We start from the raw sequence: 26,544 nt of genomic DNA, 5'->3' as shown, positions 1-26,544 counted from the left end.
TTATTCGTTGCCTTCTATGGGTGCAAACCCTTGACGCTGAATATTCTCGCTAATATGACGAGGTTCGAGGAACTGTAATAAGTAGTCGGGGCCTCCTGCTTTGGAACCCACACCAGATAACTTGAACCCACCAAAAGGTTGACGGGAAACGATCGCCCCGGTAATAGTTCGGTTTATGTACAAGTTACCCACTTCAAACTCTTGCTGGGCCTGTTCGATATGTTCGGGACTTCGGGAATATAAACCCCCGGTCAAAGCATAGTCGGTTCCATTGGCAACTTCTAACGCTTCGGCAAAGCTTTTAACTCGCGTCACCGCCACCACTGGACCAAATATCTCCTCTTGGGCAATAGTATGGTTCGGTAAGACATCCCCAAAAATGGTGGGACCCACATAAAAACCGTTGTCAGGGGCTTCCATTTGCAGGGCAAGGGTTGACTCTTGTTTTGCTATTTCGATGTACTCTAGGATGCGTTTTTGTGCCGTTGCGTCGATCACTGGCCCAACTTGGGTAGAGGGTTGATCTGTTGCCCCCACATTCAAGGACTTAGTTGCTTCCACAAACCGTTCTAAGAACGCATCGTAAACGGGGTCTAAAACGATGATACGGGAAGCTGCGGAACATTTTTGACCGCTATAGCCAAATGCTGAGAAAACAGCCCCTGCTACGGCTTGATCGAGGTCTGAACTTTCATCAACGATGATAGCGTTTTTGCCTCCCATCTCTGCAATAACCCGTTTCAGGTGTTTTTGTCCGGGTTGCAAGATAGCTGCATCGGCATAGATGCGACAACCTACTTCCCTTGAACCAGTAAAGGCGATCAAATGTACATCGGGATGGTTGACCATATAAGCCCCTACTTTGGAACCCTTACCAGGAACCAGTTGAAATACTCCTTTAGGAATACCTGCATCTACTAATATTTCGGCAATTTTAGCAGCAATAACTGTAGCTGTTTCGGCTGGCTTCAATAAGGTACAGTTTCCTGTTACTAAGGCTGCCACAGTCATTCCTGTTGAAATGGCAAAGGGAAAGTTCCAGGGAGAGATAACTAAGGCGATACCTCTGGGTTGATAATGATAACGGTTGGTTTCTCCGGCTACATCGTAGTTATAACCTTTGTCTAACCGTTCCATTTCATCGGCATAATAACGGCAAAAGTCGATGGCCTCGGATACTTCTGCGTCTGCTTGTTGCAATATTTTACCGACTTCTACACAGATCCAAGCGGATAACTCATTACGGCGTTCTTCCATCAAATCGGCAGCTTTTCTCAGTATATTAGCTCTTTGGGTAGCAGGGGTTTTCTTCCAGTCTTTAAATGCTTCTCTGGCTACGTTTAAAGCTTGTTCTGCTTGCTCAATGGAAATTAAGCCAATTTGTCCCACCACTTCTGAAGAGTTGGATGGGTTCAAAGAATCAACAATCAAGTCTGTTTGCACATATTCCCCGTTAATTAAGGGTAAATAGGTCTTACCTAAACTATCTTTGACTTTAGCTAAAGCTTTCTCTGCTTTTTCCCGTAAAACATCCCGAGAATAATCTGTGTCAGGGGCATTGACAAAACTTTCTTTTTGTGAGCTGCGTTCGCCACTTCCCGAAACCGTTGGGGGGGCGATTAAGTCTTCTATGGGTCTTTCTTCTAAATTTTGCCGTAAGAAGGAACTATTAGCGGTATTTTCAAGTAAACGACGGATTAAGTAGGCCATTCCTGGTAATAAGTTACCGTAAGGCGCATAAACTCGCACACGATGCCCTGTTTTAACTAATGCTTTGGCTAACTGATCCCCCATACCATATAATACCTGCATCTCGAAAGCGTGAGAGGGGACTTTTAATGTTTCAGCGATGGCAATGGCCCTTGCTTGCGATCGCACGTTATGGGAACCGATGGCAGCGTACAAATATTGATGATTTTCCAATAATAATTGGGTCATCTCTTCGTAGTTAACATCTGTTGCTGATTTTTGGTTATATACTGGTTGTGGCCAATGATTTTGTTCAGATTTAATGGTTTCTTGATCCCAGTACGCCCCTTTAACTAATCTGATGGTGATGGGAGTACCTCGTTGTTTGGCCCAAGCAATGAGATCGTATAAGTCTTGTTTGGAGTCTCTTAAATATGCTTGTAAGGTAACACCAATATCGCTACGGTTGCGAAACTCTTCTTCTAACAATAATTCCTTGAGGATAGATAGGGTTAGATCCTTGTAAACATATTGTTCCATATCGAAATGGATGGCAACCCCTAACTCTTGGGCCCGACGCAGTAAAATACGTATGAGTGTGCAGACTTTTTCTTTACTTCCTTCGGGATCGATTGGGTCAAACTGGGAATAAAAAGCGGTTAATTTTACCGAAACTTGAACCTTAGATAAGCTTTCATTTTCTGCTTGGTCTATTTGGGCTACATTTGACCATTTTTTCGATTCTGTAGCTAATTTTTCCATCAAGTCGAGATAACTATCAAGATAAGCTTTGGCCTCACTTTCGGTGATAACTGCTTCTCCTAATAAGTCGATAGTAAAGCCCATTTTCTCTTTTCTGAGACGTTCGACGGTTTTAATGACTTGGGGTACAGTTTCTCCAGAAATATACTTGAATGCTAAGGTTTGCACCGCTTTACTGATGGTTTCGGCTGCTACTTTAGCAGGAAGGGAATTATAATCAGTAAAGTTAAGAATACCTTTTAATGAACTGGGTAATTCTACGGACTCATCTCCTAAGTATTGTTGCAGATGATGGGCTATTTCTGCATTACTTTGTAGCGCGGGTAAAGTATCGATAAAATGGAACAATTGCACCCTTAAACCAGGGTTAGCCATAGCAAAGTCCAACAATTTATCATCTAGACGCATTTGGTCGCCTAGTTTAGACCAAAGTGAGCGTTTTTCACGGGTTTGGGCGATTAATTCCTTTGCTATTTCCTGGGTTCGTTTTTCGTAGGTTTTAGAGTCTAGTTGTACTACCAAAATTTAATACTCTCCTATCATAGTGTGTGAGGCGTTTGGGAATTTTTAAGGGTAATGTTGAGTAAAAGTATCTAATTTTACTTTCTTTCTTAATTTTACCTTAAGATTGTCTCGTAATATACGGTTAAGGAGAAGAGTCAATAACGACAAGGTTTAATCAATAAAAAATAGTATATTGTTATTAGAAATGAATTTAAAGACAGATAAAAAAATAAAATTTATTTTTCAAATAGTTTATGAAGTAATTCATCTCTATTTAACTGAAAATGATTACTAATATTACGTAAAATTGCGTTTAATGTGCCAACTTTAAGGGGGTTATGAGCAGGAATTGTGATATGATGTTCTCCTTGCTGTTCAGTTGTTAATCTAATATGACTACCTGTTTGATGGGTCACTTTATAGCCAAGTTTTTTTAAATTTTTTACTAAATCTTGACCCGATAAATCTCTAGGTAATTTCATGAAGCAAATAACTCTTCTTGGACAATATGAAGGCGAATAGTTTTCGGACGCAACTCTTCATCGGGAAAGTGACAATGAACTGCATCTTTTACCTCTTTTTTTAATGTCTCTAAATCGTCAGCTTGAGTAATAATTGATTCTCCTAATGCTTGGGCGATATAACCACTGTCATTATCAGATTCAACTAAGAAAATAATTTCAGTCATAGCAGGAAATAAAGTAACTGTGTAGTTGTTTAAACTTTTCATAGTAGTTAATAAGTTAAGGTGCTAAACTCTTTTTATCGTCATAAATCAGCTAATCGCTTTGCCTGTTAAAAATCCAATACTACCGGTTACAATAGAACTAACAAATACAGTTGCCCACCTCTTATCATTAATACCTGTTTTGGGATCAGTTAGAGTTGAAAAACATAAATAAAACACAGAGCATAGACCAAGAATTGCGACAAAAATAATAAAGTTTAACCTCCATCTTCTATGACAAGCTTCATACGCTTCTTGCTTAAGACGATGGGCCTTGTCGGTAGGATCTTCTATGGCAAGACTCCCACTCCAACCCTTAGCTAAATCGGTAACAGAGATTACAGGAAGACCTTGAGTTGGAGTATTTTTCTCAGGATTATCACTCATAATTTTGCTAGATGTCAATTAAAATATTTGCAGTTCATATTGAGGATTTCTGTCTTGATCTGCAATCAAAATTTTTTGTCCCTTTTGTTGAGCTTCTGCTGCGACTTTCATCAAGGCGATGGCTCTCTGTAGGAGTTCGGTTTCTGAACTGCTACCGGTGAGAGTTACTAGCTCATTAATCGTTTGTTCCAATTCGGAGGATGCTACAAAATTAGTGCTAGACATTTTTGATTAATTCTTGATCGTATTTTAAGTATTCCTTCGTCATCTTTATCTTAGTTCAGTATTCATCTAAATATGTTAAACTTAAGTAGAGTGATGTAAAACTTATGTAAAAGAATTTTGCTTCAATAATTTAGAACTGTTTAGACTTTATGATTAAGGATTATATTTAATAAATGGAAAGGTCTTATATTGCTTCAAAAAAAGGACTTGAAGTAGCTAAACAAGAATTTAAAAAGAAAGGTTGGACACAACAAATTTTGGCAGATTTAGCAGATTGTTCTCGTCCTGTGGTTAGTAATTTTTTAAAAGGAAAAGCAATTGATAAGCAGAAATTTATTAATATTTGTGAAGCTTTAAAACTGGAATGGATAGATATTGTTGAAATACAAACATCATATAAAATCCACTTACAAGAAAAAGGAATAGATGAACTCGTAGAAGAAATTAGAACATCTATTAAAAACAGTGTTGAAAAAGAATGCGGTACAATGCGAGTATTAGATATGAGTCGACCCATTGAGTTAAATGATATTTACACTCAAGTTAATATTTTAGAAAAAATTATTGGTCGCAGAGGATTTAATTTAGATGAACTTTTCCAGAACTGTAATTTAGAAAAGGATGAATTTGATCGCTTTGGTTTAAACAAGATTAAACAGAAAAGAGTTTTAGGTTTAAAAGCAGTTAATCAATATGATAAATTGATGATTTTAGGCAAACCTGGTGTGGGAAAAACGATGTTTCTTAAATATTTAGCTATACAATGTACTCGAGGAGAATTTGTTGAAACGAAAATACCCATTTTTATTCCCCTCAAAAAATATGCAGAAGCCGAAAATAGTCCAGATTTATCCAGTTATATGATTAAATGGTTGAAAGATTGTAAGATAACTAATGCTTCTGAAAAATTAGAGAGAATATTAACAGCAGGAAGAGGATTAATATTACTAGATGGTTTAGATGAAGTGAAGGAAGAAGATAATGAAAGAGTAATCAGAAATATTGAAAATTTTTATAACCTTTATCATAAGAATCAATTTGCAGTAACTTGTCGTATTGCAGCGAAAGAATATACTTTTACTCAGTTTACAGAAGTCGAAGTTGCAGATTTTGATGATGAGCAAATTAAAAATTTTGTGAACAGTTGGTTTAAAATTAAACAGTTACCTGAATATCCAAAACATTTTCTAGAACAGTTAAAAAATAATTCTACTATCAAAGAATTAGCGAATAATCCTTTGCTGTTAACTCTATTATGTTTAGAGTTTGAAGACTCAGGTAATTTTCCCTCAGATAGAGCAGATTTATACGCTAGAGCAACTAATACTTTATTAAGAAAATGGGATGATAAACGCTATATTTATCGTCAACAAGTGTATAAAGAATTGACTCCTAAACGAAAAGAAGGTTTACTGAGTCAAATTGCTTTTAAAACTTTTGATAAAAAGGAATATTTCTTTAAACAAAGAACCATTGAAAGTTATATCGGGGAATATATTTGTAATTTACCCACTGCACCAAAAGAACAGACAAAGTTAGATATTGATAGTCAAGGAGTTCTCAAATCTATTGAAGCACAACACGGTTTATTAGTAGAAAGAGCAAGAGGAATTTATTCTTTTTCTCACCTTACATTTCAAGAGTATTTTACCTCTCGAAAAATTGCTAATATTTCTAATCCCAATGAGTTAGAAAATGCTTTAATTAGTTTAGCAGGTCATGTATTTGAAAAACGATGGAAAGAAGTTTTTTTATTAACAGCAACTCTATTAGAACCTGCGGATCGTTTATTATTGTTAATGAAACATAATATTGATAAATTGCTCGCAAATGAAACAAGATTACAAGAATATTTAGTATGGGTAAGAGATAAAAGTAATTCAGTGGAAGCAGATCAGAAAATTGCAGTTATTAGACAATTTTACTACTCCTTCGACCCCGACCGCGACCTCGACCGCGACCTCCAACGCGACCTCCAACGCGACTACAACCTCCACCGCGACCGCGACCTCCAACGCGACTACAACCTCTCCTTCTCCCTCTACCTCGATCTCTACCGCGACCTCTCCTTCTCGTTAAACCGCTCCCTCTCCAATGCTATACAAAACTGTGTAGATGGAAAACTAAAAGAAATATTAGAAAAATTACAACAACAATTACCAGATAGTGATGAAGATAAATATAAAAAAAATCAGTGGTGGAAAAATAATAGTGCAGCTTGGAGAAAAGAACTAAGAGAAGCAATGATTAAATATCGAAATATTGGTCATGAATGGAACTTTAACCAGCAGCAAATTGACTTACTCAAGCAATATTTAACCGCTAATCAATTATTAATGAAGTGTTTAAATAGTGAGTGTTATGTTAGTCGAGAAGTGAGAGAAGAAATTGAGGATACTTTGTTCTTACCCTTTGCTGATTTGAATTATGATTAAGTTGGTAGTTTTAAATCATATTAAACACCTACGAATCACAATTATTTCCAAAGTTTATGTAGCTTTTTAACACTATTAAGCCCATGTTAAAACCTATTTTAAAAACAAAATTGGTTATGCAGAAAATAAAATTATCTTATCAATTAAACAATAGGTTATCGCTTATTATAGTTATAGTGTAGTCCAGTAGGGTAGGTTAGATGGCTAGAATTTAGATTATAAATAATATATAATAATCAATCGTAACCCACTAATTAATTGATTATATCTGGTAAAATTTGGTGAATTACACTTGGTTAATGTACCCTACAATTTAGATGATGCTATAATTAATATCAAAGTATTAAATTTACAATCATGAAAAAACAAGAATCCATAGACATTATTATTGATTCCGAGACTAAGAAAATAGCTGAGTCAGTTTTTGAACAGTTTGGGATCACACAAAGTGAAGCTATAGAGTTATTTTATCGTCAGGTTGCAACAACAAAAGATATTCCTTTTATTGATAGAAATCTTAATAATACAACCATTGAAGCGATAGAAGAATTAAACCATAAAGAAAACTTAAGCAGTTATACAAGTTTTGCTGATATTTGTGACGATTTAGAGGTGTAAATTGCTAAATATTGTTGTTACCAATTAATTCAAAAAAGATTTAAAAAGAGTTAAAAAAAGAGGAAAAAATATTGATAAGCTTGAAGTCATCGTTAATTATTTACAAGCAGGAAATAATCTAGAGATACGTTATCGTAATCATCAATTAACAGGTAATTGGTCTTCTTACTGGGAATGTCATATTGAACCAGACTGGTTGTTAATTTATCAGAGAAATTCAACAGAATTGATTTTAATTAGAACAGGTAGTCATAGTGATCTTTTCAATTAAAATTAAATCTAATAAATATTATAGTAGGGTGGGGTAGTAGCAAAGAATCTAATTACTGCCGCTCCTAAACCTAGAATTGCAGTGGCTAAAATTCCGATCAATGTCCAAATTTGTGCCTTAGTTGATCCTTTTAATTCGTTGACATCTTTATTCAGGTTTTTAACTTCTGTTTCAACTGCTGTCAATTTAACCTCGATCGCTCCTATCTTTTCTGACTGCTTATCTATCTTATCCTGAAGCTTATCTAACTTGTCTTCAATGCGCGATAGAATGTCTGCTGTGGGATAAGTAACGGTAGATGGTTCATTCATGAGTTAAACTCCTACTAATAGTGATTTTTTTGTGTCCCCTTGGTGGCCACCAGGGGACTACTTTTATTTTAGGGGTAAGTTTCTCTAATGTTTGTGTTTACATTAAAAACTTTATAACCAATCTCAAATATGAATTAAATAAATACTAGAATCTTTCATAAATACTAGAATATTTCATAATTTAATTGCTTTCTCAAGTACCTTATTACGGATAAAATAATGTAAAGAATCATCCGTTGCTATATCAACTTTACGGTTTAATAAAGTTTCTAAATCTAAAATTAAACCCATAGGAAACCAAGAACTTGTTTTAGATAAATCATAATCACTTAAAAAATCAATATCGCTATTTGCTGGTCATTAAAGCCAAAAAATCATATAATGAAATATTAACCACTCTCTCTTGAGCATTTTTTCGTACAATGTTCATCAGATCCGGTCGTTAACGACCAGTTTAACACCATAAGAGTCTTAAGTTTATGTTAGAAACCGTTGCAAAAACTGATATTATTTATCCCAGTTCAGACGGAGAACCTGTGGCAGAAACCTATATTCATTTGTACGCTATTTTAACCACCTTAGAAGTCCTCAAACAATATTTAGTAGGACAAAAAGCAACTGTTTTAGCCAATCAATTTATGTACTATAGTCAGGGACTACCCAGAATGAGAGTTGCTCCTGATGTTATGATCATCTTTAATGTAGAACCTGGGGGTAGAGATAATTATAAAATTTGGGAAGAAAAAGAGGTTCCTCAAGTTATTTTTGAGATGACCTCACCAGGGACAAAAAATCAAGATCAAGAGTTTAAAAAGACATTATACGAACAATTAGGGGTTAAGGAATATTGGTTATTTGATCCTAAAGGAGAATGGATTCCTGAACAATTAAAAGGTTATCGTTTAAGAAATAATATTTATGAAATTATTGAGGATAATCGTAGTGAACCTTTAAAGTTAATCTTAAAGGTTGAAGGTCAATTAATAGGATTCTATCGAGAAGATACAGGAGAAAAATTATTGATTCCTGAAGAATTAGCTACAGCTTTACAAGAAAAAGAAACTGAGTTACAACAAAAAGAAACTGAGTTACAACAAGAAAGAAAAAAAGTTTCTGAAATGGAAGCTATGATAGAAAAATATCGTCAAAAATTTGGAGATTTATCTGAACAATAATCTTTTTTATTTTAAATTATTATCCATAATATTTTATGTTTTTAACCACTGATTATTTTAAAGAAATTATTATCTGTTGTAAAAAAAGTTCCATCGGTAAACAGTTACCAACTGCTTTATATGTTCATGTCAGTGCCATTGATTCTCTTGATATAAGATTACAAGAATACGAAAAAAAAGCTAGACTAACCGAAAAAATTGAAGGGGCAACAATTATTAAATTTGCTACCGATAAACCCACTATTTCTTATTTATTTTATCCAGAATTTGATAACGAGCCTCATCCAGCATTAAGCTTAAGTATTGTCGTTAATCTAGATACAGAGCAAATTAGTTATTGGGACTATAAAAATAAAAAAAATCCTCCAATTTTACATAGAAAAGAAAACTTTATAACCCCTGAATATCCTAACTATGAAACTTTTGCCCATTTGACTAAAATGGAGGAAGAATTAGACTTATTAAACTTAAATGTACCCATCGGTACCAAAGAACAATGGGAAAAAAGATTAGAAAGAAAACGTATTATTTTTGAAGGACATTATTTAGCTTGTAATTGTCCTGTTTTTCCCAAAGAAACCTTTAGTATTGAAATCGAAAGACATAAAGCAGCTATTCCTAGAAATGCCTTTTCTCGTCCTATTCGTTTAGCTTTAGAATTATTATTATTTGATGAAGAAACTAGCTTTTTTGACTATGGATGTGGTTACGGAGGTGACGTAGAAAGAATAGCAGCAGCAGGTTATAAAAGTAAAGGATGGGACCCCTATTATTGTCCCGATAATCACAAACAAATTGCTGATATTGTCAACTTAGGTTATGTTATTAATGTAATTGAAGATGTCAACGAGAGACGAGAAGCGTTACTCAATGCTTGGCAATTAACTAATAAAGTTTTAATTGTTTCTGCACAAGTTTTAATCGATGATAGAGAGAGAGGTGTTATTGCCTATGGCGATGGCATTATTACCAGTCGCAATACCTTCCAGAAATATTATGAACAAGAAGAACTAAAATTTTATATAGATCAAGTTTTAGAGGTTGATTCTATTCCCATAGGATTAGGAATTTATTTAGTCTTTCGCGATGAAATAGAGGCACAAAAATTCCGTGCTTCTCGCTTTCATTCTCGGGCAAAAACCCCTAGATTAATTACCAAAGTAAGACGGTTTGAAGACTATGAAAACCTACTACAACCTTTAATGGAATTTTACACCGAACGGGGACGACTACCAGCTAAAGGAGAATTAAAAAATGAGGTACAATTAAAAGAAGAATTTAGAAGTTTTCGTCAAGCTTTCAAAGTTATTTTACAAGTTACTCAAGAAGATGATTGGGATATGATTACCGAAAAACGTCGTCAAGATTTGTTATTATATCTTGCCTTAAGTCAATTTGATGGCCGTCCAAAAATGCGAGAATTATCTCCAGAAGTTAAGCAAGATATTAAGTCATTATTTGGCAGTTATAATAGTGCTTGTATTATGGCTGATGCTATGTTATATCAAGTAGGAAACTTAGAAATAATTGCTCAACTTTGCCAAAAACAAACCGTAGGTAGAAAACTGAAAAATTCCCTACTGATTCATATTAGTGTCTTAGATAATTTAGAACCTTTATTGCGTTTATACGAAGGTTGTGCTAGTCGTACCGTGGGAAGATTAGAAGAAGCAAACGTTATCCAGTTTTCTTGGCGTATTCCTAAAATAACCTACTTATATTATCCCGATTTTGACGAAACTCCTCACCCCCGTCTTCATAGTCGGATGCAAATTCAATTAAATAATTTACGGGTTAATTATTCTGATTATATAGAAGATGAAGACCCCCCTATTCTACATTACAAAGATAGTTTAGTTTCTCCTGATTATCCTTTGTATGAAACCTTTAAAAAATTAACCCAAAAAACACAAGAACTCGGTTTATTAGATGATTATCGTCAAGTCAACCGCTTACAAGGATGGTTAAAATGTTTACAAGAACATAATTTAACATTGGAGGATTTTAACCACTCTAACTTGTAGATAGTTAAGGTTTTTTTGATCGAAAAAAACTACTTTGGTATCCAAAACGAATTTTCATGTTACCCTTAAATATAATTTTCCTCGGGAGCATCCCAAAGCTACAAATTGTCCTTGATTGATAATAGTTGATCTGATTAATTTCCCCCCGTCTCCCCATCTCCCCGTCTCCCCGTCAAACTCCAAGAATAAGTTTTTTGCAAAAATGGGATGCTCCCTTTTCCTCTCTCCAATAATTAAAAGGTTAAGAATAGACTAAAGAAAAAAAGGAAAAAATAGGTTAAAGTATTCCGTCTAGAAAGCCTTATTAATAAAGTTAAGGAGAGTTTATGAAAATGAACAGACGGGATCTTTTAAAATTTTTAGGTGTGAGTACAGGGACAGTCTTATTATCTCAAGGAACTAAGGCTTTATCCTCTTCCTTTATGGTTGCTGCTGAAGGTAAAGAAACAGTTAAAACAATCTTTAACGCCAGCCAATCTTTTACATTTACCCCAGTTAAAATACCCATTCCCTTAACCATTGAAAAGTTAAGTGAGCAACAACAAAAATTAAGCTATAAGACTTATGAAGTCATGGACGATGTAGTCTTACCAGAAGGCTTTACTTATGATGTAATTGCCCAATGGGGAGACAAAGTAGGAGATTCACGTTTCGGTTACAATAATGATTACTTATCCTTCGTTGAAACCAAACCCAATGAAGGATTTTTAACCATTAACTTTGAATACATTAGCGGTAAAACTTGGAGAGAAACCTACGAAAAAGTGATCGGTAAATCCCTTCCTTTTGACGAAGTTCAGGCGATCGCAGATGAAAACAATGGGCAAATTAATGCCTTTGCCTTAGCCAAAAATGACCCCATCAAAGCACAAATAGAAGCGATCGCGGCTGAAGCTTTAATCGATCAAGGAATGGGGATAATTTCCCTAAGAAAAAATGCTCAAGGACAATGGGAACGCACCCATTCAGACGCAGATAGACGCATTACTGGAATATCCGGGTTAAAAGATGGTCGTTATCTCAAAACAACAGGCCCAGGAATCAGAGTGTTTGAGAAACAAGATAAACAGGGTTATGACGATGGTTTAGGCAGTAAAATTATCGGAACCAACCAAAACTGTGCCGGAGGAACCACACCCTGGGGAACTGTTCTCAGTGCAGAAGAAAATATTCAAAATCAAGTTCCTGAACCAGTCAGGGCCGATGGTTCCTCCTTAGACCCCTCTGAAACTCCCTTTGTGATGAACGAAAGGAATATTGATGGAAGAGGTAATGTCTTCGGTTTAGCCGGCAATAAATACGGTTGGATGCTAGAAGTTGATCCCAGCGATAAAAATGATTATGGGACAAAACATACTTGGTTGGGGCGTTATCGTCACGAAGCAGTGGCCTTTCGCGCCGAAAGTGGCAAAAAATTAGCTGTTTACTCAGGATGCGATCGCAGAGGCGGCCATGTTTACAAGTTCGTCTCAGAGAAAACCATTGTTGACCCCAAAGATAAAAATAACTCCTGCTGCATGGACTCAGGAATGTTATACGGTGCCGTTTTTAACCCCGACGGAACAGGAAAATGGGTGCGCTTGACTCCAGAAACCCCTGTTAATCCGGTCTTACCCTCAAAAGTGCAAGGAGGTTTAGTCACCTTACCCAACAGCGATCGCAGGGTTGGAGGAATTATGGAAGTTACGGAAGATCAAGAAATAATTCCCTTTAAGAACCGATTCAAAACCTTGGGGGATCTCTATACGGGAACTTATGAGGAAAAACAAGGAGCAATTTTAATCGACGCTCATTTTGCCGCCAATGCGGCCGGAATCACCTGTACAGCGCGTCCAGAAGACACAGAGATAGGCAAAGATGGCACTTTATTTATCACCTTTACTTCCGGGACTCCTGGGGGTGACGGTGGGCCAGATCAAGGTGTGTTTCGTGGTCCCAATGGGGAAATAAATTATGAATATGGTTGGATCATGAAGATCATGGAAGATAGAAACGATCCAGCGGCCATGACCTTTCGTTGGGATATTTTAGCCACAGGAGGAGAACCTGCTTTAGGAGGGATGGGTTTTTCTAACCCGGATAACCTCATGTTTGATCAAAAGGGAGACTTATGGATGGTTACGGATATGTCTACCAGTCGTCATAACAGAGAAATTAAACAGCGTGTTCAAGATGGGGAAGCAGTGGGGACAAGTAGTCTAGTGGGAATTTTTGGTAACAATACTGTCTGGTATTTACCCCTTCAGGGAGAAAATAAAGGGATGGCCTTTCCTTTTGCGATCGGACCGATGGAAGTAGAAATGACTGGCCCCTGGTTGACAGAGGATCAACAAACCCTATTTTTAGCTGTACAACATCCCGGGGAAGCTTATGGAACCCGTCAAAATATGGCCAGCGAAGTGCGAGAGTTTTCTATCTTAACCACGTCAGGGGAGGAGTTTAAGCAAACGAGAACTGTTCCTCTGGGTTCTAACTGGCCAGGTAAACAAGTTAATGATCCTCCTCGGCCTGCGGTTATTGCTGTTAGATCGGTGAATAAATAATTATCAACTTCTGATTTCACGCTTCTGATACCAAATCCGATTGTCAAAACCTCTTTATCGTTTTGCTATCTTTCCTCCCACACCTCCCACAGCTGCCACCCTCCCCACCCTCCTCAACTAGAAAGATAAGGGGGGTATCTAAACCGGATTTGGTATGACTTCTCATGGTGGTGGTGTACATCATTTCTGTTTCCGAACTCCGAACTCCGAACTCCGAACTCAGGTTAAATACCATTTTCCACTTTATTCCACTTATAAGTAGAACATGGAATGGTCATAACCCTGAATCTACCTTGTTTTTGGGACTGACATCACCCCAGATGACCTCATAAGATAAGGGTAACAAGAGAAAAAGAGGTCACACAAATGTTCACCACCACCAACAACACCACCATCGTCCGCAACTACATCATTCTCGCTGCTACTGTCATGTTCGCTTCAATGGGTTTAACCGATACATTTTTTGCCCCCACTCGCAACGGACAACAAGAACGCCTCAATAACTACGGACAAGTTGTTAGTGCTGGACTCGTTTCTTACTCTCAAAAATTGGGACGTTAATTCTTCACACATAATTAACACTCTATAATTATTCATTATTCATTATTCATTATCCGTTATTAAAATTTTTGACCGTTTGCTCTTGTTATTTACCTCGTCGTTTGACGAGGTTTTTTTATTTGTTTTTAGGTTATAGTAAAAGGGTTAAATTAAGACAAACCTTTCATGAACTGGACTCCTGAAGCTGAAACAAGACTTAAAGAAATTCCTTTTTTTGTACGCCCGGCAGCCCGTAAGAAGATCGAAAAATGGGCAACAAAAGCAGGACATAATGAAATTACCATAGAAATTTATGAACAAGCTAAAGCCAAGTTTGGCAGTAAATAAGAAAGTTGGTATAATTTTTCTATGATATTTATTAAATGCTTTTTATAAGATTGAATCAGAAAAGGCATTAGTGAGATTAATTAATGAAAATAAAAAACAGATGAAACATAATTATTTTTTACTGTTACTGGTATTCTTAAATATTCTATGTATGCCGAAAAATGCCTATGGAGATGAAGTATGGTCAACAGAAGAATATAACGTAATTTATCTTGAAGATAGAAACAAAACGGCAGTTTGGAGTTATGGAGATGGACGAGGACATATTTTTATAGACGGTTTAGGGGGTCAATTTAAGGATCGAGACTCTTATAACGGTTATTGGACACAATCTACTTCTTCTCGTCGTTGCGATACTTTTAGAGAAGGAATTGATGGTAAACCTACTTATCATTGGGGTAGATTTGAGATTACATTTATTGACCCAAATTTTCCTTCACGTTGGCAAGCAAAGTTTGGCCTTTGTGACCAAAACCCCACTATTACTCTCAATGGAACTCCTGTTAAATCCCCTATAGATTAGTAAAATAGTAATTATTAAATCAAGGGATATTTAAAAAACGCATTACTCTTCAGTCTTCATAAACATTGACAAATATTCTTCTTCAGTCACACCTGTTTTTTCCAATACTTTTTCCATAATATTATCAAGTTCTTCCTTTGCTTTTTTTGCTTCCTGGAAATTAATAACAGGATTATAATAGCCAACAATTTTGTTATTATATTCTATGGCAATTGGTTCTTTTTGAGTTAATAAAGCGTCTTTTTTTAGATCGTTTAACTGAATTGTTTTCATCGTTAATTACTCGGTATTTTCAATGATAAATTAATTGTTTTTAGCTTCGTTATCAAATTTTTTAGTCTTTTCTTAAATAGAAATTTTCTGATTGTTCACCATTTTACTAACCAGACTGAACTTAATTCTACCTCACTTGGAACTATCTAAAAAAACACTTCTTACTTCACCTCCTGGGGAGAACACACACAACACGAAAACCGAGGTAGTAAACGCGCGCGTTGTAGAGGTAGCGATACGCAGACCGGCAATAGCGCGGAGCATTGATGAACGAACCGCCGCGTATTACATGGCTTCGCTCATCTGTCAATAGTTGTTTGATATTATTAACAATGTGGTTATAGTGATCTTGCTGCTGATTTTCTTCATCCCAGACACTCCCATTATTAGGTGCGCGCTTATAATCATCATGCCAGGGGTCTAAACACCATTCCCAGACATTTCCGTGCATATCACTTAGTCCAAAATCATTAGCCACACCGAAGTAATCGACATCTGTGATTTCACCTCGAGACACCCCTTTTTCGCCTCTCCCATAAGCCCCATATTTATCGTTTGAACCATTATAATTAGCTAAGTCGGTTGATATAGTTTCCCCAAAGTGAAAGGGGGTTCTAGTCCCTGCACGACAGGCGTATTCCCATTCTGCTTCACTCGGTAAACGATATTGTCTTCCAGTATGGTTAGATAAACGAGCGCAGAATTCTATGGCATCATGCCAACTAATATTAGTAACAGGCCGCTTATCTCCTTTATATCCAGATGGATTAGAATCAAGTTCTTTTTCTACCTGTTGCATCGCAACAACGGCTTCCCATTGTGCTTGAGTAATGGGGTAACGTCCCATAAAAAACATCGGCACGGTTACTTGATGCTGTGGTCTTTCATCGTCATAACTGTCCTCTTCATCCGATGGCGAACCCATCAAGAAGCTTCCAGAAGGAATGAGTATCATATCCAAGGGAACACCATTCAAATCTTCTACAAACCCTTGAACTCGTTTTGCTTCTTTTTTTACCCTCAGTTGAGCCATTTTTTCTTAAAAATGAGTAGATTGGAAAACGTTTCGGTGTTACCCTACTAGGCTCTCCAATCTGATTTATTTTCGGGAGTTATTCACCCCACAGGAACAGGTCTGGACTCTTCAGGACGCTCCCTGTAAATTCCCATTTACAAGCTCTGGAATAGAAGAGTGCTGGGGAGAACACACACAACACGAAAACCATTGTTATCGCGCGCGTTGTTGTTGTTGCGATACGCAGACCGGCAATTGCGCGGATTATTGTTGTACGAACCGCCGCGTTTTCTCATGCCTGTCCCATCCTTTATTTTCAAATGTTGTCGCTACTTATTATGGAAATTTTAGACTTTCTTTGGAAACTTAAAATATTTTAGATTTGGTAGTAATTACCAAAGAACTCATAGCGGTTTTCATATCAGTAGCTCAAAGTAATATGTTCAAAGTTACCGCAGGGTTATCGAGAATAATCTATCCAATTGAAAACCGCTATCAGAAGTCCCAGTGTTGTCGCTGAAATGTCCAATGGTCAAAAATATCTTGTCTGAGGTGATAAGTATCTCCATGTTTGAGATGTGCTTCCCAACTGCTTAATCTTTGTATCACATCTTTCAAGGAGATTTCTCCATAACGATAATCGTATTGTAGCTGTCTTAATCTGTGACGAGACCGCCTTAAATTATCATTTCTAACTCTAACTTGATGAGGTAATACCCGAAATCCTAAAAAATTGGCTCCATATTTTGTCTCGAACAACTGACTTTTTATAGGATGGAGTCTTAATCTAATGGTGGTTAAATATGCTTCAATTTCTTGCTTAGCTGTTACTAAAAAATCCTTGTCATCAGAACAAAGAGCAAAGTCATCCACATATCTGACATACTTCTTAGCTTTAATCTCTTCTTTAACAAAATGATCAAATTTATTCAAGTAAAGATTACAGAATAATTGACTGGTTAAATTACCTATAGGTAAACCTTTTCTCCGTTCTATTAAGGTTAATAAATCATCCCCTGGAAATATCTCATTTACAGCTTCTTGTTCATTACTATTATCAATGATAGCATCAATCAACCATAAAGTTTCTGGACATTTTAGATAATGGCGAATCTGTTGCTTAAGTATTTGATGGTCGATACTGGGAAAATACTTTTTTATGTCACATTGTAAAATATATTTACTACTTCGGGCAAAGCCAATAAACCGTTTCAAAGCTCGATGACTTCCATAACCTTCTCTGTTAGCATAGGAATCAGGAATGAAACTTTTTTCAATTAAGGGGACAATCACATTACAGAGTGCATGATGAACCACTCTATCTCGGTAGGGAGCAGCAGAAATTAATCGTGGTTTCGGGTCATAAATTCTAAAAGTATGATACTTTCCTGGTTGATAGGTGTGAGTTATCAGTTCTTTTTCTAATTTTAGTAAATTTCCTTCTAAGTTATCATTAAATTCTAAAACACTATCCTTAAATCGTTTACCTAATTGTGCTTGCTTTGCTGCTTTAAATAAGTTTTCAAACTCAATAATTTTCGGATAAAGATTACCATATCTCTTCATTCTTATAGTTTAGTTAAAATTAGCTGTCTCTTGATAATGATTTCTGTTGGACTGTTTCTGTTGTTTTATCCATCCTCCTAATTCGACACCGATGCTTTGTAATTGCTGGTTAATATATTGATAGCGTTTAAGGGAAATTAATTCAAAATCATACAGTAACCGTGTCTGATATCTAAGAACATCTAACTCGCTATTTAAGGCTTGTAACTGGGTTAATTTCTCTTTAGCATATCTGGCTCTCAGTAACCCTTCCAATAACTCGTAAACTTCTTTGATTATTCTATCCCCTAAAATAAACTTATGGTCACGGGGTAACTTATTTAAAATCGGGACAAACCACTTGACAAAATCATAAGTTTTCTGAATAACTGGTAATTCATTCATTGATGTTTTTTCCTTTATTTTCCTGAAGACATTTTCAGGAGACAGATTTATGATTATGACAGAAAAAACGGTCATTTATTCTCAATTAATTTAACTGTTTATTACTTTTCTTTTCTATTATATTAACTTTTGTAAAGTAGCCGATTTTTGGGCGGAGAGCAAAGGGCAATAGGGCAATAGGGCAGAGTGCTAAGAAGTCCTGGGGAGAACACACACAACACGAAAACCATCGTAATCGCGCGCGTGGGCGTAGTAGTTGCGATACGCAGACCGGCAATAGCGCGGATTATAGTGGTACGAACCGCCGCGACCTACATGATTTCGTTTATCTGTCAATAGTTGCTTAATATTCTTTACGATATCCTGATAGAAATCTTCTTGCTGATTTTCTTCATCCCAGACACTGCCATCATTAGGTGCGCGCTTATAATCATAATGCCAGGGGTCTAAACACCATTCATAGACATTTCCGTGCATATCGTACAAACCAAAGGCGTTCGGTTTAAAAGACCTTACAGGGGTCGTCTTGCCTCGGTATTGCCCTTCTGGTTCATCGGCATAAGTATAAGACGCATTATAATTAGCTAACTTATCAGTCATAGTGTCTCCAAAGTGAAAGGGAGGATAAACTTTTGTATTGATGGGATTTGCTGGTTCTGTGTCTTCTTCAAAAAGATCGGCGAAAGGATCTCCAGCATCTATGTTGAGAGTTTCTGGTTCTGTGTTCAAAAGATCGGCGAAAGGATCTCCCGCATCTATTTCAGGCAAAGACTCTGGAGGACGTTGAAACCCTCGACAGGCATATTCCCATTCTGCTTCTGATGGTAAACGGTATTGTTTTCCAGTATGGTTAGATAACCGAGCGCAGAATTCTATGGCATCGTGCCAACTGATGTATGTAACAGGATGATCATCATCACCATCATTAACTGGTGATAGTTCTAAGTTTTTTTCAACTTGATCCAGAGAAGCGATCGCCCGCCATTGAGCTTGGGTAATGGGGGTTTGACTCATATAGAAAGATGAAATTTTCACCCGATGTTGTGGACTTTCTCTGTCATATCGACCTTCTTCTGAAGAATGAGAACCCATAATAAACTCCCCTTCTGGGATAGAAATCATAGTTAAAGGTTCTACTGTTGGGTTTGTTTGTTCATCTTGGTTATTATCACCATCAATTTCTGATTTTTCTCTGGTTTCATCAACGTTGTTAAAGTCTATGTTGAAGTCCAATGATTCTTTATAGTAGTAAGCCTCACATGGCTGTGTTTTAACCGTTTCACCACGACTATTAACAAAAATTGTCTCAAATTTGAGTAGCTCTAGATTTTCTGTTTCTGGACTTTCTGAGAAAGTAGCTACATTTACATCAAAAACGCGTAAATCTTCTGAAGTAAGATTTAATAGTTGTAATTGTTGTGGGGAAAGGGAGATAAAATCAACAGATTGTGATGATGGAGTTCTCTGTTCTTCTAATTCCAAAGCGAACCTAGCATAATCTCCCCCTAAACCTTTTAAAATCTCAATAGCCACCTCTGCAAACGCTTTTATACCCTCCTCTTCAGAAGAGTCTTGAGGTGCTTTTAATAAAGCGACAAATTGCTGTAAAGACCTATTTAAGCGGTAAGCTACATACTGAGAAACAGCATCAAAGACTTCAGCCGAATCGCTAACAGGAGCATCTTGTAAGAAAATTTGACGAATTCCTTCATCCATAAACCCATACTGTACCGCATCAGGGTTCGTATCGGCTTCAATGGGGACTAGCGGTTTTAATAAGCCCCCTAAAAACACTTCGGCTACATGAATTTGATTTGATTGGGGTAAAAGAGTATCTTGAATTAAACGCACCACCGGTAAACTAATAACAGGGGCAGCAGCCAATAATCCTGCTAATTTACGGGCAATAGGAGAAGCAGTTTGACGAAAACGAGTAATTCTTCCCTCTGCATTGAGTTGGCCCACTTCGATTTCCGGTAAACTGTCTTCCTCAAACTCCATCTGTGGGGGAAAGACAAAACCTGATGAGATGGCCTCACTTTTCCCCGCTACCATTTCACTCCAAACCTTTGACAAATCCGGGTTTAAGTTTAGAACTGGAACTTTAATGCCTTCTGAAAGAGGAAAATCTTTTCTTAATAATAACTCCTCGATCTGTAACTGTTGATTGGGACCCCCTGGAGCTAAACTTTTCAACAACACTGAGGCACCATTGCCTAAACCAGTTCTTAACCATAACCAGTCAGGTAACATTTGCAGAATAGCTAAAGGTTGTTGTTGTGACCAAATTTCCAAAGGCGCAATCATAGCACCATCATGCCAGAAACGGGAAACACAATCACTGACAATTAATACTAACCGTCGACCATTGGGATCTCGAAGTTCACGAGGACTCGCAAAACGTTGTACTTTGCGCTTAGTTCCCATACGGGGTAACAGCTTAACCAAACCAGCTTCATCGCTGACTAATCCCCAGGTTCTGACATCTCGAAAGATCCCATAATGTTCAACTAATCGCTTTAAATCTTTAATGGTATGTCCCCAAATCGACATAGATGGGCTTTCGTCTATCACTAAAGCCAAATCTAACCAAGGTTCTGTTTCTGACTTTAAAACAGGAAGATAAATCTTATTTTCAGCAATATTTTTGGCGGTAGCAATTTCATCTAAAATAACCTTTCTTCCCGTTGCCATTTTACGCATCAAAGGACGAAAACTTTGAGCGATTTCTAAGGGTTCTCGTAAGGAAGGAGCATCAGGGACTCGAATGGGTAAAACCTGACTACTATTGGTCGTAGAAGTAGTTGAAGTAGAGGTTTCGCCATAGATGGGAACCGAATATTTGTTTTGAAAAATAGTTGTTTTTGCTGTTTTTTCTTGTGCTTTTTCTGTGTCTTTTTGATTAATTAAATCTTGAAGCTGAGTGATTAAATCTTGGAATTTTGACCACCAAGAGGTTGACTCGGATTCCTTGGTTTCAACCGTCACTAAATTACGATTATACTTCTGTCTTTGTACAGCCAACCATAGAACATCAGCGATGTCTTCTCCAGTTAAATCCAACTCTTCTCCTAAGATATTTATTAATTGTTTGAGTTGACTTTCTTCAATCATTATCCGATAAACGCTTTAATAATAAATTTTTTACTGATTCCTCATCTTTTGCTTTGGGACTAAGGGAACAAGTTAAGACATAAATGGTATTAAGTAGTTGATCCGTTGCCCGATTTCTAGCAATTTTATTCGCTTTTCCTTCATCAAGAAATTCACTAATAAGGGAATTAATAATGTCAGCGTATTCGTTAAATTTTTCGTCACCAAAATGAGCCTTAACAATGGCTTCTAATCCTTCTTTTTTAGGATCTGGCATAGTAATTCGTAAACATCTTCGCTTAAAAGCTGGCGGAAAATCTCGTTCTCCATTACTGGTCATGACAATAATAGGAAAAGCCTGACAACGAACCCAACCATCTTCAATTACTGCCTCTATTCCTTCATCTTGTGTGTTAATAGTGAAAGGCTCTATTTCATTTTTTTCTGAGTTATTTTTCGGAGAACGTCTCACTAATTCATCAATGGGAAATTGCCCTTCTTCGAGTAAATTTAACAAATCGTTGGGCAGATTAATATCACTTTTATCTATTTCATCAATTAATAAGACTCTGGGTAAATCTGACGCTAAAAAAGCTGTCCCCAATGCTCCTAATTTAATATAATTTCCAATATGAAGCTCTTCCCCTTGTTGAGCATCCTGTAGTCGCCCAATGGCATCATAACGATATAAACCCTCTTGAATGGTTGTCCGTGCTGTAATTGACCAAGATAATACTGTTCCTAAGTCTAATTCATGAGCGATCGCATAAGCTAGGGTACTCTTCCCCGAACCAGGATTTCCGGTTACCAACAAAGGTCTTCTTAAATAAATAGCTGCATTGACAGCATTAATCACATCTCGAATATCAGAAGAAAGTTCCTGATTTTCTGATGCTTCAGTATAAAGTCGAAAATTTTTTCCTCTTAATTGTTCTCTTTCCCTTTTTTTGGCAAGTTGTCGAATTTCTGGCCAACGGTCTCTAATTTCTTGGGAATTTTCTAAGTCTGACCATTGACCAAATTTCCGCCAAGGGGGAGGTTCTAGATTTTTGAGAATCTCAGTAGCTTTTTCTCGTTGTTGACCATTGCCTCGAAATAAATGCCAATCTTCAGTCATAAGTGTCTCCTTGGTTATTTACCCGTTTCAATTAAAGGCTTAAAATGAGAGGGAATTCTCTGAGGATCATCCGCTAAAATTCCCAGATGATAACCGATTTTTTCGGGCTTTTTGTAAGCTTGTTTACGACATTTCCACACTTGTTCAAATAAATCATTCCAATTATTTAAAGGTTGTGTTAACAAATCTTTTAATTGTTTTCTAGGATCGGTTAAGTCATTAGACCTAAGCCATAAAACTAAGGGAATGCCACTTTTAACAATATAATAAAATAAGTCTTGTTGTACATCAGCTTCATCATACCAGCATCCCATGATTTTTAACCCAATAATTTCCTGAACTTCCCACTGATTAGCTAATTCATCCAAATTTTGATGATTATAGCTTTCCAATTCTTTGAGAGATTCAATAAATTTAGCTAAATTAGGCTTTAACTTATTTTGAACATTACTACGCCATCTGAGCAGAAATTGATTATAATGTTTTTTATTGGAAAAGCGATCATACGAACTTACGAATAAAGGATATTCTTTTCCTAAAGAACTCTGAGAATTTCTTTGTTGATCAATAACAATTTCATCAAATTCAAAGGCGTATCCTAAGTAGGGATAGGTTAAAAATAATTCAAGATTAAGACGATAAGGAATTTGAAGATAGTCTTGACAAACTTCAACTAGTACCCCGACTTTATCTTTTATCTCTGTAAAGTCACACTGCATTAAGTTTCTATTTTCACAATCAAGAAATTTGGGAATGGATTGATAACTATCTGTTAAGGCATTGTATGACAATAAATCCGATTCTAGATCAAATTTATTTTTCCCTTTAGGGATAACTGTTATTAATAAAAAGTAGATATATATATTATTATTATTCTCTCGGACAGATTCATCAGCATAAGTAGGTAAAGCAAGATCAAAGTCTTGGGCTATTGACTGAATCCATTGCTCTAATTGACTAGATAATGGTTTCTCAATTTGACAACGGCTTAATCTTTCAGCAAATTCGATAATTGTCGGTACATCATCATTTCTTTTAGGAAATTTAGTTAAGAGTATTTTTTTTAAGCTGTTTAAATCTATAGTGTTAGATAATTCGGGGCAAGTCCCCAAGAAGTCATTTTGACTATTTTTCAGAGTTTCTTGACAAATTTTAGTAATTAATTGATTATCATTAACTTTATTGAGAATTACATATAATTCATTCCATTTTGAAATAATTTGAGAACGTTCAGAAGATAACTCGTCTCCTCCTAACTCGTTGTAAATACTAGGGGGTGGCTTTATTTTTTTATTATAAAAATCTTTTAATTCTGGGTTATCCTCATTATCATGATAAGCTTTTTCGATAAGCTCCTCTAATTTGCCTTGAGAAATTGCCCATTGAGTTATTAAATTGAAAATAATTGCTGTTATATTATTACCACCAGCAATTTTGTCTAAACTTTCTTCTAATTCAAAGTATGTAAATTGCTCCAAAGCTTCTTTTGTAGGATAAGCACTTCGGATGGCGTTACATAATTCTTTTTGATCACTTCTAGATAATTTCATAAATAAGACATCACAGAAATAAACTATCAACCTCGTTTGTTTTGCATAACTTCAATCGGATTAATTAAAGGAATAGTTAAGTTATACAAAATCAAAAGAATTGATCCATAAATTGGATTATAAAAACTCAAAGAATCAAAAGGTTCTCCTATAGCAAATACCCACACAATAAAAGCTATGCTAGAAATAGTGGTTTGTTTAATAGCTGCTGGTTTGTTTGCTTCCTCTGTCTGCTTCAGAATATAAAGAGCCGTCAGCCCAGTAAAGATAGCTAACAAAATCCATAAAATTGTATTTGTGGGAATATTACTGGCACTTTTGATTAGTCCTGTAATAGCAATCCAACCGCCAACAATTTCGGTAGGAATATACTTAAGTAACTTATCAAAATAACCATCAAGCTTGGCTCCTTCTGTTTTTGCTTCTAGTTGGCTGGTAATAATTCTCCGTCCCATTTATTCTCCTTAATTAAGTTAAAAAATCCTGAATTTCTTGATAAATAGAAGAGAATAAAATTCCTTCTCTAATGGTGCCAAAAGTTTTCGCTCTTTGAGCATGATGCAATGCGACTAAAAACCAATTTTCATCAAAACAAGGAGAACCACTAGACCCCAAAGACGTTTTATTAACATATTGAACTAAGCCATTTTGTTGATAAACACCTGTGACACCATCTTGACTAATAGACAGTTTCATTGAATCCCCTTCTGGATGTTGCAAGACATTAATACCCATTTTTTCCATTGGAAGTTTTTGGGGACTCCAACGAGCAGGTTTTATCTTCTTGTCTTGGCTAATTAATGGTTCTATTTGTAATAAAACATAATCCAGGTTTTCAGTTTTACTAAAACATAAGATGGGAGTTTCTTTATCTAATTTAAAAGACTTCCCTTCTGTTTCTTGCCCCATATCTGAGGTAAAACAACCAAACTTCAAAACCGTATTCAAAGCATTGGTTTCGAGACTGTCTTCCTCACTGGGTCGTAAAACATGATAATTCGTTAATAACTTATTCGGGGTAATTAAAACTCCCGTTCCTATAATCTGACGAGTCGGCATTTCCAGACGACAAACTGAAGCTGATTGTTCAATAGCCCGTTTGAGAAAACCGACATCCCAATAGTCCAATTCTGGTTTCAGCCAACTTTGAAGTTGAATGTCATCTGTTTCCCCTTGCCAATTAATATTAGGACCGAAATCATGGGTTTTGACAGAAGATTCCAGATTAAACCGCTTTAAAACAATTGATTCATAAAAGTCTTTTAGTTCTGGATTTTCAGGATTCGTTTCGTAAGAGGCTAAGATTAAACGGTAGATTTTTCCTCTAGGTATTGCCCACGTTGTTACTAGATCAAATACCAATTGTTTTAGGTTGTTTCCTCCTGCGATCGCCTCCAGATTTTCTTCTAATTCAAATTGAACCATCATTGCTAAATCCGATTTAGTGGGATAAGCACTAACAATGGCGTTAACTAACTTTTTTAACTCTGCACCAGACAGTTTCATCCTCCAGTCCTCGAAGATCAGATTTTATTAGAGATAACCCTATGGGAAATCCCATAACTATGTTAGGGAAACAGTCTATTTAATGGTTGTAGTTAACAAATGTCTCTAAATTGGCCATTCTTTGCTCAAGTTCGACAATTCTCTGAATCACGGGGACTTCTGACTCACAGTTGAGATATCGAGCTATGGCAGTGACAATGGCTTCGGTTTTTGAAACTCCGTTGTCTTTGATATAGCTTTCTAATCGCTCATTGAGCTTAGGGGGAATTCTGACGCTAATATGAGGAGATTGCATTTTGGAACAGTCAAGATCATACTTCTAAAGTAACTCAATGGAACTCAATGTGCAACACATTAAATCCTCCAAAACATGATTGTGCGCTCCCTAATCATGTTTTGAAGGCCGCGCGCCTTAATTTCTCTATTTCAAAGTAGTTAAGCGAGGCAGGATTTTCGTTTCTAAAACCAATAATAGACTTTCTTCAAGCTCAGTCAACCAAGGCCGGTCTATTCTCCCTAAACTAGCCAATACAGCCTTAGCAGTTTCCTCCATCTCAGGGTCATACAATTTTGAAAGGCGATCGCACAATTTCCGCACCTCCTCCTCCTGCTCGTTGGAATAGGGTAACTCCTTAAGATTCTCAGGTTTCACTTGATAATTGCCATCCCATAAGCGGACAGTACAACTAAAGTCATGAACTTCGGTGATAACACACCAACACCCCCCTTTACCCCGTAAATCAGGATTGTCTTTAACCATAATCATAGCGACTTCACCTTTATGCCAAGGATTAGGAACTGGTTTCTGTTCACGGATTTTGTCTACAATGTTTTTCACAACACGGGCTGGAGGAACTTTACCTCCGACTTGGGAGACGGCTTCATTCCAGGCTTCTGCTTGTTCGTCAGGGTTAAGCTTTGACAATGGGCGAACTTGTCTCTCGTTGGTTGGGAGAAT

The 26,544-nt window shown here is 36.5% G+C and carries 24 protein-coding genes and 4 pseudogenes; 9 read left to right on the top strand and 19 right to left on the bottom strand.

The window, feature by feature from the left end; all coding sequences use genetic code 11:
* The 5 genes from pruA to QNJ66_RS11915 form a co-directional block, all read right to left on the bottom strand.
* A complete protein-coding gene (gene pruA / locus QNJ66_RS11935; RefSeq protein WP_300506914.1) occupies positions 1 to 2,973 on the bottom strand; it encodes an L-glutamate gamma-semialdehyde dehydrogenase in 2,973 nt (990 codons plus the stop codon).
* Positions 2,974 to 3,191: 218 nt separating this feature from the next.
* Entirely contained in the window at positions 3,192 to 3,437 is a 246-nt protein-coding gene (locus QNJ66_RS11930; protein WP_300506911.1) for a type II toxin-antitoxin system HicA family toxin, read from the bottom strand.
* Entirely contained in the window at positions 3,434 to 3,643 is a 210-nt protein-coding gene (locus QNJ66_RS11925; protein ID WP_300506944.1) for a 2-oxoisovalerate dehydrogenase E1 subunit beta, read from the bottom strand. The genes QNJ66_RS11930 and QNJ66_RS11925 overlap by 4 nt, the downstream gene beginning before the upstream one ends.
* An 87-nt stretch (positions 3,644 to 3,730) precedes the next feature.
* The gene (locus tag QNJ66_RS11920; RefSeq protein WP_300506908.1) at positions 3,731 to 4,069 is read right to left on the bottom strand and encodes a hypothetical protein; all 339 of its coding nucleotides are present in this window, start codon (positions 4,067 to 4,069) and stop codon (positions 3,731 to 3,733) included.
* A gap of 18 nt (positions 4,070 to 4,087) precedes the next feature.
* Entirely contained in the window at positions 4,088 to 4,294 is a 207-nt protein-coding gene (locus QNJ66_RS11915) for a hypothetical protein (protein WP_300506905.1), read from the bottom strand.
* Between the two features lie 173 nt (positions 4,295 to 4,467).
* Between QNJ66_RS11915 and QNJ66_RS11910 the strand changes: the two genes are divergently transcribed.
* The 3 genes and pseudogenes from QNJ66_RS11910 to QNJ66_RS11900 all read left to right on the top strand — a co-directional run bounded on the left by QNJ66_RS11910 (position 4,468) and on the right by QNJ66_RS11900 (position 7,618).
* Complete coding sequence (locus tag QNJ66_RS11910; RefSeq protein ID WP_300506903.1) at positions 4,468 to 6,729, top strand: NACHT domain-containing NTPase; 2,262 nt, start codon at positions 4,468 to 4,470, stop codon at positions 6,727 to 6,729.
* A 357-nt stretch (positions 6,730 to 7,086) separates the two neighbouring features.
* Positions 7,087 to 7,347: a type II toxin-antitoxin system RelB/DinJ family antitoxin gene (locus QNJ66_RS11905; RefSeq protein WP_300506901.1), complete on the top strand. Its 261-nt coding sequence runs from the start codon at positions 7,087 to 7,089 to the stop codon at positions 7,345 to 7,347.
* A gap of 1 nt (position 7,348) precedes the next feature.
* A pseudogene (locus tag QNJ66_RS11900) lies at positions 7,349 to 7,618 on the top strand (type II toxin-antitoxin system YafQ family toxin).
* A gap of 8 nt (positions 7,619 to 7,626) precedes the next feature.
* Here QNJ66_RS11900 and QNJ66_RS11895 read toward each other — a convergent pair.
* A complete protein-coding gene (locus tag QNJ66_RS11895) occupies positions 7,627 to 7,929 on the bottom strand; it encodes a hemolysin XhlA family protein (protein WP_300506899.1) in 303 nt (100 codons plus the stop codon).
* A 174-nt stretch (positions 7,930 to 8,103) separates the two neighbouring features.
* Positions 8,104 to 8,340, bottom strand: a pseudogene (locus QNJ66_RS11890) (hypothetical protein).
* Positions 8,341 to 8,408: 68 nt separating this feature from the next.
* On the opposite strand from QNJ66_RS11890, the gene QNJ66_RS11885 reads away from it, so the two are divergent.
* From QNJ66_RS11885 to QNJ66_RS11860, 6 genes are all read left to right on the top strand, one after another.
* Positions 8,409 to 9,104, top strand: coding sequence for a Uma2 family endonuclease (locus tag QNJ66_RS11885; protein ID WP_300506897.1), 696 nt, complete (start codon positions 8,409 to 8,411; stop codon positions 9,102 to 9,104).
* A 35-nt stretch (positions 9,105 to 9,139) separates the two neighbouring features.
* The gene (locus tag QNJ66_RS11880; protein WP_300506895.1) at positions 9,140 to 11,128 is read left to right on the top strand and encodes a DNA phosphorothioation-associated putative methyltransferase; all 1,989 of its coding nucleotides are present in this window, start codon (positions 9,140 to 9,142) and stop codon (positions 11,126 to 11,128) included.
* Positions 11,129 to 11,454: 326 nt separating this feature from the next.
* Complete coding sequence (locus QNJ66_RS11875; RefSeq protein ID WP_300506894.1) at positions 11,455 to 13,671, top strand: alkaline phosphatase PhoX; 2,217 nt, start codon at positions 11,455 to 11,457, stop codon at positions 13,669 to 13,671.
* A 366-nt stretch (positions 13,672 to 14,037) separates the two neighbouring features.
* On the top strand, positions 14,038 to 14,232 hold the full coding sequence (locus tag QNJ66_RS11870) for a hypothetical protein (RefSeq protein WP_300506892.1): 195 nt from the start codon (positions 14,038 to 14,040) through the stop codon (positions 14,230 to 14,232).
* Positions 14,233 to 14,397: 165 nt separating this feature from the next.
* Positions 14,398 to 14,559 (top strand): PCP reductase family protein, encoded by a 162-nt coding sequence (locus QNJ66_RS11865; protein ID WP_300506889.1) that lies wholly within the window; start codon positions 14,398 to 14,400, stop codon positions 14,557 to 14,559.
* Positions 14,560 to 14,659: 100 nt separating this feature from the next.
* Positions 14,660 to 15,082: a hypothetical protein gene (locus QNJ66_RS11860; protein WP_300506886.1), complete on the top strand. Its 423-nt coding sequence runs from the start codon at positions 14,660 to 14,662 to the stop codon at positions 15,080 to 15,082.
* A 42-nt stretch (positions 15,083 to 15,124) separates the two neighbouring features.
* Here QNJ66_RS11860 and QNJ66_RS11855 read toward each other — a convergent pair whose 3' ends face one another.
* From QNJ66_RS11855 to QNJ66_RS11800, 12 genes and pseudogenes are all read right to left on the bottom strand, one after another.
* Positions 15,125 to 15,355: a hypothetical protein gene (locus tag QNJ66_RS11855; protein ID WP_300506884.1), complete on the bottom strand. Its 231-nt coding sequence runs from the start codon at positions 15,353 to 15,355 to the stop codon at positions 15,125 to 15,127.
* Positions 15,356 to 15,521: 166 nt separating this feature from the next.
* Entirely contained in the window at positions 15,522 to 16,388 is an 867-nt protein-coding gene (locus tag QNJ66_RS11850; RefSeq protein ID WP_300506881.1) for a formylglycine-generating enzyme family protein, read from the bottom strand.
* Between the two features lie 137 nt (positions 16,389 to 16,525).
* A pseudogene (locus QNJ66_RS11845) lies at positions 16,526 to 16,657 on the bottom strand (formylglycine-generating enzyme family protein); the annotation flags it as partial.
* A gap of 208 nt (positions 16,658 to 16,865) precedes the next feature.
* On the bottom strand, positions 16,866 to 17,936 hold the full coding sequence (locus tag QNJ66_RS11840) for a reverse transcriptase/maturase family protein (protein WP_300506879.1): 1,071 nt from the start codon (positions 17,934 to 17,936) through the stop codon (positions 16,866 to 16,868).
* 9 nt (positions 17,937 to 17,945) lie between these two features.
* A complete protein-coding gene (gene avd / locus QNJ66_RS11835) occupies positions 17,946 to 18,320 on the bottom strand; it encodes a diversity-generating retroelement protein Avd (protein ID WP_300506877.1) in 375 nt (124 codons plus the stop codon).
* 189 nt (positions 18,321 to 18,509) lie between these two features.
* On the bottom strand, positions 18,510 to 21,434 hold the full coding sequence (locus tag QNJ66_RS11830; protein WP_300506874.1) for a formylglycine-generating enzyme family protein: 2,925 nt from the start codon (positions 21,432 to 21,434) through the stop codon (positions 18,510 to 18,512).
* Complete coding sequence (locus tag QNJ66_RS11825; protein ID WP_300506872.1) at positions 21,427 to 22,530, bottom strand: MoxR family ATPase; 1,104 nt, start codon at positions 22,528 to 22,530, stop codon at positions 21,427 to 21,429. Before QNJ66_RS11825 ends, QNJ66_RS11830 begins: the two co-directional genes overlap by 8 nt.
* Positions 22,531 to 22,544: 14 nt before the next feature.
* A complete protein-coding gene (locus tag QNJ66_RS11820) occupies positions 22,545 to 24,080 on the bottom strand; it encodes an effector-associated domain EAD1-containing protein (RefSeq protein ID WP_300506869.1) in 1,536 nt (511 codons plus the stop codon).
* A gap of 26 nt (positions 24,081 to 24,106) precedes the next feature.
* Positions 24,107 to 24,535 carry a hypothetical protein gene (locus QNJ66_RS11815; protein ID WP_300506866.1) on the bottom strand — a complete coding sequence of 143 codons (429 nt, stop codon included), beginning with the start codon at positions 24,533 to 24,535 and terminating at the stop codon, positions 24,107 to 24,109.
* A gap of 13 nt (positions 24,536 to 24,548) precedes the next feature.
* Positions 24,549 to 25,586: an effector-associated domain EAD1-containing protein gene (locus QNJ66_RS11810; protein ID WP_300506863.1), complete on the bottom strand. Its 1,038-nt coding sequence runs from the start codon at positions 25,584 to 25,586 to the stop codon at positions 24,549 to 24,551.
* 79 nt (positions 25,587 to 25,665) lie between these two features.
* On the bottom strand, positions 25,666 to 25,881 hold the full coding sequence (locus tag QNJ66_RS11805; RefSeq protein WP_300506860.1) for a ribbon-helix-helix protein, CopG family: 216 nt from the start codon (positions 25,879 to 25,881) through the stop codon (positions 25,666 to 25,668).
* 126 nt (positions 25,882 to 26,007) lie between these two features.
* Positions 26,008 to 26,544: pseudogene (locus tag QNJ66_RS11800) on the bottom strand (hypothetical protein); the annotation flags it as partial.

The sequence above is a fragment of the Crocosphaera sp. genome, assembly GCF_030064895.1.
Classification (GTDB): domain Bacteria; phylum Cyanobacteriota; class Cyanobacteriia; order Cyanobacteriales; family Microcystaceae; genus Crocosphaera.
The sequence above is the reverse complement of the archived record's forward strand: the minus strand, read 5'-3'. Positions and strand labels throughout refer to the sequence as shown.

Bases quoted from the DNA above. Each gene is read 5' to 3' on its own strand.
- QNJ66_RS11930 (WP_300506911.1), bottom strand. From the start codon at position 3,437: ATGAAATTACCTAGAGATTTATCGGGTCAAGATTTAGTAAAAAATTTA.
- QNJ66_RS11925 (WP_300506944.1), bottom strand. From the start codon at position 3,643: ATGACTGAAATTATTTTCTTAGTTGAATCTGATAATGACAGTGGTTAT.
- QNJ66_RS11920 (WP_300506908.1), bottom strand. From the start codon at position 4,069: ATGAGTGATAATCCTGAGAAAAATACTCCAACTCAAGGTCTTCCTGTA.
- QNJ66_RS11915 (WP_300506905.1), bottom strand. From the start codon at position 4,294: ATGTCTAGCACTAATTTTGTAGCATCCTCCGAATTGGAACAAACGATT.
- QNJ66_RS11910 (WP_300506903.1), top strand. From the start codon at position 4,468: ATGGAAAGGTCTTATATTGCTTCAAAAAAAGGACTTGAAGTAGCTAAA.
- QNJ66_RS11905 (WP_300506901.1), top strand. From the start codon at position 7,087: ATGAAAAAACAAGAATCCATAGACATTATTATTGATTCCGAGACTAAG.
- QNJ66_RS11895 (WP_300506899.1), bottom strand. From the start codon at position 7,929: ATGAATGAACCATCTACCGTTACTTATCCCACAGCAGACATTCTATCG.
- QNJ66_RS11885 (WP_300506897.1), top strand. From the start codon at position 8,409: ATGTTAGAAACCGTTGCAAAAACTGATATTATTTATCCCAGTTCAGAC.
- QNJ66_RS11880 (WP_300506895.1), top strand. From the start codon at position 9,140: ATGTTTTTAACCACTGATTATTTTAAAGAAATTATTATCTGTTGTAAA.
- QNJ66_RS11875 (WP_300506894.1), top strand. From the start codon at position 11,455: ATGAAAATGAACAGACGGGATCTTTTAAAATTTTTAGGTGTGAGTACA.
- QNJ66_RS11870 (WP_300506892.1), top strand. From the start codon at position 14,038: ATGTTCACCACCACCAACAACACCACCATCGTCCGCAACTACATCATT.
- QNJ66_RS11865 (WP_300506889.1), top strand. From the start codon at position 14,398: ATGAACTGGACTCCTGAAGCTGAAACAAGACTTAAAGAAATTCCTTTT.
- QNJ66_RS11860 (WP_300506886.1), top strand. From the start codon at position 14,660: ATGAAACATAATTATTTTTTACTGTTACTGGTATTCTTAAATATTCTA.
- QNJ66_RS11855 (WP_300506884.1), bottom strand. From the start codon at position 15,355: ATGAAAACAATTCAGTTAAACGATCTAAAAAAAGACGCTTTATTAACT.
- QNJ66_RS11850 (WP_300506881.1), bottom strand. From the start codon at position 16,388: ATGGCTCAACTGAGGGTAAAAAAAGAAGCAAAACGAGTTCAAGGGTTT.
- QNJ66_RS11840 (WP_300506879.1), bottom strand. From the start codon at position 17,936: ATGAAGAGATATGGTAATCTTTATCCGAAAATTATTGAGTTTGAAAAC.
- avd (WP_300506877.1), bottom strand. From the start codon at position 18,320: ATGAATGAATTACCAGTTATTCAGAAAACTTATGATTTTGTCAAGTGG.
- QNJ66_RS11830 (WP_300506874.1), bottom strand. From the start codon at position 21,434: ATGATTGAAGAAAGTCAACTCAAACAATTAATAAATATCTTAGGAGAA.
- QNJ66_RS11825 (WP_300506872.1), bottom strand. From the start codon at position 22,530: ATGACTGAAGATTGGCATTTATTTCGAGGCAATGGTCAACAACGAGAA.
- QNJ66_RS11820 (WP_300506869.1), bottom strand. From the start codon at position 24,080: ATGAAATTATCTAGAAGTGATCAAAAAGAATTATGTAACGCCATCCGA.
- QNJ66_RS11815 (WP_300506866.1), bottom strand. From the start codon at position 24,535: ATGGGACGGAGAATTATTACCAGCCAACTAGAAGCAAAAACAGAAGGA.
- QNJ66_RS11810 (WP_300506863.1), bottom strand. From the start codon at position 25,586: ATGAAACTGTCTGGTGCAGAGTTAAAAAAGTTAGTTAACGCCATTGTT.
- QNJ66_RS11805 (WP_300506860.1), bottom strand. From the start codon at position 25,881: ATGCAATCTCCTCATATTAGCGTCAGAATTCCCCCTAAGCTCAATGAG.